We start from the raw sequence: 7,313 nt of genomic DNA, 5'->3' as shown, positions 1-7,313 counted from the left end.
CACGGGGAGGCGCCCGCCGGAGCGGGACTCCGGCGGGTGTCCTCACCCCTCCAGGGACGTGACCAGGTCGTCGGTGTGGACGGCGCGGGAGGGCGGCGCGGCCCCCTTCCACTCCATCCGCGACCACGGGAGCTCCAGGTCGTCCGGATCGAGGACCTCCCGCGGAGCCAGGTCCTCGATCGCCGCGGCCTCCCCGTGGCGCGCGAACACCGACTCCACGTACCGGTGGCCGGTGTCCGGCGCCAGGAACACGACGCGGCGCCCCGGGCTGCGGCGGGCCTCCCACCGCGCCACGAGGTGGGCCGCCCCGGTGGAGAGCCCCGCGAACACCGCGTGGCGGCGGAGCAGGTCGACGCTCCCCGCCAGTGCGGCCGAGAACCCGGTCCAGTGGACGGTGTCGTAGAGCGAGTGGTCGACGTTGCCGAACGGGATGGAGCTGCCGATGCCCGCGATGATGATGTCCCGGTCCTCGACGCCGTCGCCGCCGAACGTGACGCTGCCGAAGGGCTGGACCCCCACCAGCGCGGTGCCGGGCTCCCTCTCCCGCAGGAAGCGGGCCAGGGCCCCGGTCGAGACGCCCGTCCCCACGCCGCCCACCAGGGTCAGCGGCTCGCCCCCCGTCTCCCGGGCGATCATGTCGGCGGCCTCGCGGTAGCCGAGGGCGTGGACGTCGTCGTGGTACTGGCGCATCCAGTGGAATCCGGGGTTGTCCCGGATCACCTCGCGGACCCTGCGCACCCGGCGGTTCTGGTCGAGCCGGAGGTCGTCGGAGGGCGGCATCTGCTCCAGGGTGGCGCCGAGCACGGCGAGCTGGACGCGCAGGGTCCGGTCGACCGTCGTGGAGCCGATGATGTGGCAGCGCAGGCCGTAGCGGTGGGCCGCCAGGGCCAGGCCGTGGGCGTACATGCCGCTGGAGCTGTCCACGAGGGTGTCGCCCGGGCGGACGGCCCCCGTGTCGAGCAGGTGGCGGACCGCCGCCACGGCGGAGGCCACCTTCATGGACTCGAAGCGCAGGCAGGCCAGCCCCCCGCCCAGGTCGATCAGGTCGGGTCTGCCCACGGCCTCGGAGAAGTGCTCGTCCACGGTCACCCCTCCCCTCCCCCGGCCGTTCTCCGGTCCGCACCGTGGGCCCGGTAGCGGTAGAGGGAGGTCGGGTCGGCGCTGAACTGGGAGAACGGGAAGGGTTCGGCCGACAGGGCGCTCACGCCCGCGCCGAGGAACGCGCGGGCCACGGCCGCGCCGCTCTGCGCGTAGACCACGAGCGGGACGTCCCGTTCGCGGCAGCGCTCCAGGATGCGGTCGAAGGTCCCGTTGCCCAGGGTCATCCCGGTGGCGACGACGGCGTCGGCCTCGGAGAGGACCTCCTCCATGTCCGGGGTGACGGGGTCGCCCCACTGCGTGCTCCGCAGGTTCAGGTCGCAGGGAAGACAGCGCCCTCCCCTCTCGTGGATGGCGGCGACGAGGGGGTTCACCACGCCGATGAGGCCGACCTTGCGGCCGTCGGGCTCGGGGACGAGACCGGCGACGGCCGCGTCGCGTGCCAGGGCCCGCTCCTCCGGGGTGCCCCGGGGCAGGACGACCTCCTCGGCGCGGGGGTCCTCGGCGTGCGGCGCGGCCTGTCCCAGGTAGGCGTCCAGGGCGGCGAGCCGCAGCGGGAGCGGCCCGTGCAGGAGGAGGTCGCGCAGCGGGGCGCCGGACGCCTCGGCGCAGACCGCGGGGTCCAGAGCGCCCTGCTCGAAGGCGCACGCGCCGAAGGCCCGGCCGACCCTGACCAGGACGTACTGGTTGAGGTAGGTGACCCCTCCCCCCGCGAGCCGGGTGCCGTGGTGGACCCAGAACACGCTGGTCGCCGGGGGCAGGTCGGGCTCGGCCAGCACCGACCGGAAGAGTGCGTCGAGGTCCTTCATCGGACGGCCTCCCGTTGGTGGGCGCCGTCCCCGGCCCCGGCGGGTCCGCGGGTCAGCCGGAACAGGTGGGTGAGGACGCCGTCCTCCCAGTCGTGCAGGTGGTGGATCTGGGCCCTGAACCCGGTGTCGGCGGCGTGGCCGATGATACGGCGCAGGTCGGCGGTGTTGGACACGATGAGGTAGACCTCCCCGCCGGGGGCCAGCAGGTCGCGTTCGGCGATCTGCGAGAAGAAGGCCTCGGTGACCGCGGCTCCGGCGCACACGTTGCGGACCACGTCGGGGTCGTCGCTCACCGGCTGGCTGACCGCCGGGGGGTTGAACGTGACGACGTCCGCCTGGTGGCCCTCGGGGAAGCCCGCGAAGACGTCGGAGACGACCGGGACGAACTCCGGCGCCTGCGCGCCGGTGACGAGCCTGCGGTAGTTGTCCCCGGCCGCGCGGACGCTGTCGGCGTGCACGTCCACGGCGTAGACCCGCGCCGCTCCGCGCAGGCCCGCCACGGCGGTCTCGACCCCCAGGCCGACCCCCATCGCGGCGTAGCGCCTGCCCCGCACCGCGATGTCGCCGTCGAGGAGGCGCTGGTGGATCATCCGGCTCGTCTCCCCCGGCATGAACACGCCGGGAGGGACGGTGAAGTCCCACCCGTTCCAGGTGTAGGTGCGGTGGGTGCGGAGGTCGGCCTTGGGCTGGTTCATGCCGATGATCTGCTCGGCCGGAAGAGGGGGAGGGAGCTGGGCGATCAGGGAGGGATCCACGCGGGTCCTTTCGACGGCGGAGGGGTACGTCTCGGAATGCGGACACGGGGCGCCGGCACACACGCCCCAGGTCGCATCTCGGACACCGGACCGACCGCGCGGGGCGGCAGGGGCGGCTCTGGCGATGACGACTATAGGGGAAATGAAAATCATTGTCAGCAGATGGCGGCGATGTGAATACGAGCGTTAGTGGTTATCGTTTTCACTAAGATGGAACAGACCCCTGCCGAACCGCCAGAGAGCGAGAGACCACGCGTGTCAACGACGACGCCGAACCAGACCGATCCCCGCCGGCTACGGGGCTCCCCCCTCCTCGACCCCGCCTTCGTGCGCCTGTGGTGCGGAACCACGGCGTCGGGCCTGGCGACCTGGGCCCTGCCGTTCATCCTCGGTCTGGCGGTGCTCGACGGCTCTCTCGGAGCCGTGGGCCTGGGACTGGTCCTGGCCACGCGGACCGCGGGCTTCCTGGTCGCGGTCCCCCTCGGCGGGCTGCTCGCCGACCGCCACTCCCGGCGGTCCGTCGTCCTGTGGTCGGGGCTCGCGGCGGCAGCCGCCACACCCGTCCTCGCCCTGGGGCTGGGCACCTCCACCGCGCTCATGGCAGCGGCGGCGGCCGTGGTGGGCGTCGGCCAGGGCGCCTGCCGCCCCGCGTTCCAGGCGCTCACCGCCGAGGTCGTCGTCCCCGAGGACCGGCAGCAGGCCAACGCGGCCCTCACGTTCTCCGTGCGGGGCGCCACCCTGCTCGCCCCCGGGCTGACCGCGCTGCTGTCGACGGTGACCGGCACGGGAGCCCTGCTCCTGGTCACGGCCGCGCTGTGGCTCGCGGCCGCGCTCCTGCCCCCGGCGGGCGCCGCGGCGGGGACCGGGGACCGGGGAACCCGCGCCGCCTTCCACACCGAGTTCCTCGAAGGGCTCGCCGAGGCCCGCAGGCACCCCTGGTTCGTCGCCGGGCTGGGCGCCCTCACCGTGGTGATCGCCCTGGGCTACTCCGCCACCAACGTCCTGCTCCCCCTGGCCAGCCGCGACCACTACGGGACCGAGGCGGTCCTGGCCGGGGCGCTCACCGCCTACACCGGCGGCGCCCTCCTCGGGGCGGTGCTGGTCTCCCGGTGGCGGCCCCCGGCCCAGGGGTGGACCGCCCTGGCCGGGCTGGCCCTCTACGGCCTGGCCCCGCTGAGCCTGATCCTGCCCGTGGGCCCCCTGGCGGTCATGGCCGCGTACGCGGTGGTGGGGGTCGGCGTGGAGCTGTTCAACGTCCCGTGGTTCACGGCGGCGCAGCGGGAGGTGGAGCCCGGCAAGCTCGCGCGGGTCTCCTCCCTGGACTTCCTGTTCTCCTACGGGCTCGCGCCCGTGGGCCTGGCCCTGATCGCCCCGGCCGCGCAGGCCTTCGGCGCCGGGCCGGTGCTCCTGGCGTGCTCCCTGCTGTGCGTGGCGGCGCCCGCGCTGGCCGCGCTGGCCCCCGGGGCCCGGGAGTTCCGGACCCCCTGAGCCCCGGGCCGGGGCGGTCGGCGCCGAGCAGGGCCCCGTAGTGCCGTGGCCGAAGACGTCGCCGATGTGATGTGAGGGGTCCCGACCCCGATGATCTTGTACTTATAGACGTTCTCGACGCCCAACCTCGCTATAAGTACAAGATCACGGAGGGAAGGCGGAGCGGAGCCGTGCACCTTCCCGGGGACGGGACCGGCCCTCAGGCCCTCCGGTCCGCGGGGACGTGGCGGGTCGGCGGCCCGGTGTACTCCGCCAGGACCGAGCGGGGGAGCGGCCCCTTGATCCTGGCGCCCGACCCGTGCTCCTCCCAGGCGTGGGCGAGGATCCCGACGGAGCGGGAGAGCACGAACAGCCCCCGCGCCAGTTCGGCGGGGAACCCCAGGGACGCGTAGACGACCGCCGTGGCGCCGTCCACGTTCATGGGGACGGGCCTCGCACGCCCCTCGGACAGGGCGGCTTCGAGGGCCAGGGCCGACTCCAGGGGGCCGCCCGGCACCACGCCCTCCTCCACGGCCTCCCCGACCAGGCCCAGGAGCGGGTCGCGGCGGGGGTCGCGGGGGTGGAAGCGGTGGCCGAACCCGGGCACGTACTCCCCCCGGGCGCGGTACCCGGCCACCTCGTCGGCGGCCACGCGGTCCACCGGGGCGCCCCCGGCGCGCAGGGCCGCCATCCGCTCCAGGAGCTCCACGCACTGCTGGCCCGCTCCGCCGTGGACGTCCCCGAGGAGGTTGACGCCGGTGGCGACGGCGCTGTTCAGGCCGACGCCGCAGGTGGCCGCCATGCGCGCGGCCGCGATCGAGGGCGCCTGGGGGCCGTGGTCGACGGCGGCGACCAAGGCCGCCTCCAGCAGGCGGGACTGCCGGGGGTCGGGCAGTTCCCCGCGCAGCATGAGCCACACGGTGTCCACGAACGAGGCCTGCCCGATCAGCTCCTGGACGGGGTAGCCGCGCGGCTCGATCTCGCCCGGGGCGATCCTGATGACCCCCGTGGACCACCAGCTCCCGATCTCGCGGCGGGTCATGGACTCCTGGCCGGTGTCGCTCATACGGTTCCCTCCTCGCGCAGCCTGTCGATCTCCTCGTCGCCGAAGCCCGCCTCGCGCAGGACCTCGGCCGTGTGCTCCCCGAGCACGGGGGGCGGTCCGGGCGGGGCGAGGGCGGCCCCGTCCACGTGCACCCCGCTGCCGAGCACCCGCAGCTCGCGCCCCTCCTCCCCGGGGAAGGGGAGCGTGTGCACGAGGCCCCGGTGCTCCACCTGGTCCAGGTCCAGCGCCTCGGCCACGCTCAGGACGCGGGCGGCCGGGACGCCCGCCTCGGACAGCTCCCGCTCCCACTCCCGGGCCGTGCGCCGGGCGAGGTGCTTCTCCAGCTCCTCCCGCAGGGCGTCCCGGTGCGTCTTGCGGTCCTCGCGGCGGGCGAAGCGCGGGTCCGAGGCCAGGTGGGGCGCGCCGACCAGGGCGCACAGGGTCTCGAACTGCTCCTGCTTGTTGGCGGCGATGTTGAGCGCGCCGTCGGCCGCGGCGAAGGTGCCGGAGGGGGCGGCGGTGGCGTTCTCGTTGCCGATGGGGGACGGCTCGACGCCGGTGGTCAGGAAGTTGGAGACCCCCCACCCCATGGCGGTGATGGCGGTCTCCAGCATGGACACGTCCACGCTGGCGCCGATCCCGGTCCGCTCGCGCCGCACGAGCGCGGTGCTGACTGCGAAGGCCGCCGCGAGGCCGCCCAGGACGTCCGCGACGGGGAAGCCGGCCCGGAGCGGCCCGGTCCCCGGGGTGCCGGTGGCGCTCATCATCCCCGAGAGCCCCTGAACGATCTGGTCGTAGGCGGGGCGCCCGCTCATGGGGCCGTCGGCCCCGAACCCGGAGACCGCGCAGTACACCAGCCGGGGGTTGATCTCGCGCAGCCGCTCCCAGCCGAAGCCCAGCCGTTCCAGGACCCCGGGGCGGAAGTTCTCCAGCAGCACGTCGGACCCGCGGACCAGCCGCTCCATCACCTCGCCGCCCCGGGGGGACTTGAGGTCGAGCGTGAGGGAGCGCTTTCCGGCGTTCTGCGCCAGGAACGACGCGCCCAGGCCCCGGGCGCTGAGGTCGGGGGCGGCTCCGAGCCGCCGGGCGAGGTCCCCGCTGCCGGGCACCTCGACCTTGACCACCTCCGCCCCCATGAGGGCCAGCTGGTAGCCGGCGTAGGGTCCGGCCAGGACGTTGGTCATGTCCAGGACGCGGACCCCGGCCAGCAGGGGTTCGGGCTGTTCCGCCGCGCTCATCGGGCCGTCCTTCCGGGGCCGGCGGGCCCGCCCAGGGGGTCGAGGCCGATGCCGGTGATGCGGCCCGCCGCGCCGACGACGGCCGAGGTGAAGCTCTCGACCGCGGCGTCGGTGAAGCGGGCGGTGGGCCCGCCCACGGCCAGGGCGGCGACGGGGACGGCGCCGTCCGATCCGTACACGGGGGCGGCGACGCCGGAGGCCCCGGTCTCGCGCTCGCCGTGGCTGACCGCGTAGCCCAGCCGCGCGGCGCGCTCCACCTCCTCCTTGAGCCGGTTGAGGTGCCCGGGGCCGTGGGGCGAGGCCGCCGAGACGCGCAGGAGCAGGGACTCGGAGGCGCCGATGAGGAGGACCTTGCTGGCGGAGCCGCCCCACAGGACCATCTCGTCACCGGTGTTCACGACGTGGCGGAGCCGCTGGGGGCCCTCCTCCTGGGCGACGCACACGCGCACCGCGTCCGCGCGGACGTAGAGGTTGACGGTCTCCGCGGTGTCCGCGACGAGTTCGCGCATCACCGCCCGGACCGCCTCGGGGACCCTCCAGACCGCGTGGGCCAGGCGGGCCCACCGCAGCAGTCCGGGACCCACCCCGATCCGGCCGTCGGGCCGGGTCCACAGCAGCCCCCGCTGTTCCAGGGTTCCCACCAGTCGCAGGACGGTCGTCTTGGCCAGACCCGTCCGCTCGGTGAGCTCCCGCACGGTGTGGGCCTGGTGCGTCTCGTCGAACAGGTCCAGCAGGTCCAGTGCGCGCGCCACGCTGCGCACGGAGCCGTCCGCGTCGCCTCCCGGCATGTCTCCTCCTCGCCAGTGGTCCACTGTGTGGTCTCTCTGATCCATCAGGTGGACTCGCGGCGACAGCCTAGCGCACGGGGCGGATTCCCGTACAGGCCCGCCCGCGACGGGCG

General features: G+C 74.8%; 7 protein-coding genes. 1 reads left to right on the top strand and 6 read right to left on the bottom strand.

The features are described from left to right. Window positions 1-42: 42 nt before the first annotated feature. Genes ACWGL3_RS17615 through ACWGL3_RS17605 form a run of 3 tightly spaced genes read right to left on the bottom strand, consistent with a single transcriptional unit; the run spans window position 43 to window position 2,662 of the window. Complete coding sequence (locus tag ACWGL3_RS17615; protein WP_267950365.1) at window positions 43-1,083, bottom strand: pyridoxal-phosphate dependent enzyme; 1,041 nt, start codon at window positions 1,081-1,083, stop codon at window positions 43-45. A 2-nt stretch (window positions 1,084-1,085) separates the two neighbouring features. Further along, window positions 1,086-1,907 carry a Rossmann-like domain-containing protein gene (locus ACWGL3_RS17610; RefSeq protein ID WP_452461560.1) on the bottom strand — a complete coding sequence of 274 codons (822 nt, stop codon included), beginning with the start codon at window positions 1,905-1,907 and terminating at the stop codon, window positions 1,086-1,088. Continuing rightward, on the bottom strand, window positions 1,904-2,662 hold the full coding sequence (locus ACWGL3_RS17605) for a methyltransferase (protein ID WP_452461559.1): 759 nt from the start codon (window positions 2,660-2,662) through the stop codon (window positions 1,904-1,906). Before ACWGL3_RS17605 ends, ACWGL3_RS17610 begins: the two co-directional genes overlap by 4 nt. A gap of 255 nt (window positions 2,663-2,917) precedes the next feature. On the opposite strand from ACWGL3_RS17605, the gene ACWGL3_RS17600 reads away from it, so the two are divergent. Then, complete coding sequence (locus ACWGL3_RS17600) at window positions 2,918-4,150, top strand: MFS transporter (protein WP_452461558.1); 1,233 nt, start codon at window positions 2,918-2,920, stop codon at window positions 4,148-4,150. A 199-nt stretch (window positions 4,151-4,349) separates the two neighbouring features. Here the strand turns inward: ACWGL3_RS17600 and ACWGL3_RS17595 are convergent, their stop codons facing one another. From ACWGL3_RS17595 to ACWGL3_RS17585, 3 genes are read right to left on the bottom strand one after another with little or no spacing between them, the layout of a single operon-like run. After that, window positions 4,350-5,195, bottom strand: coding sequence for a citryl-CoA lyase (locus ACWGL3_RS17595; RefSeq protein WP_452461557.1), 846 nt, complete (start codon window positions 5,193-5,195; stop codon window positions 4,350-4,352). Then, on the bottom strand, window positions 5,192-6,412 hold the full coding sequence (locus tag ACWGL3_RS17590) for a CaiB/BaiF CoA transferase family protein (RefSeq protein WP_267949707.1): 1,221 nt from the start codon (window positions 6,410-6,412) through the stop codon (window positions 5,192-5,194). The genes ACWGL3_RS17595 and ACWGL3_RS17590 overlap by 4 nt, the downstream gene beginning before the upstream one ends. Further along, a complete protein-coding gene (locus tag ACWGL3_RS17585) occupies window positions 6,409-7,200 on the bottom strand; it encodes an IclR family transcriptional regulator (RefSeq protein ID WP_452461556.1) in 792 nt (263 codons plus the stop codon). Before ACWGL3_RS17585 ends, ACWGL3_RS17590 begins: the two co-directional genes overlap by 4 nt. Between the last annotated feature and the right edge of the window lie 113 nt (window positions 7,201-7,313).

This window comes from Nocardiopsis sp. NPDC055824, assembly GCF_053616335.1.
This window is presented reverse-complemented; position numbering and strand designations above follow the sequence as displayed.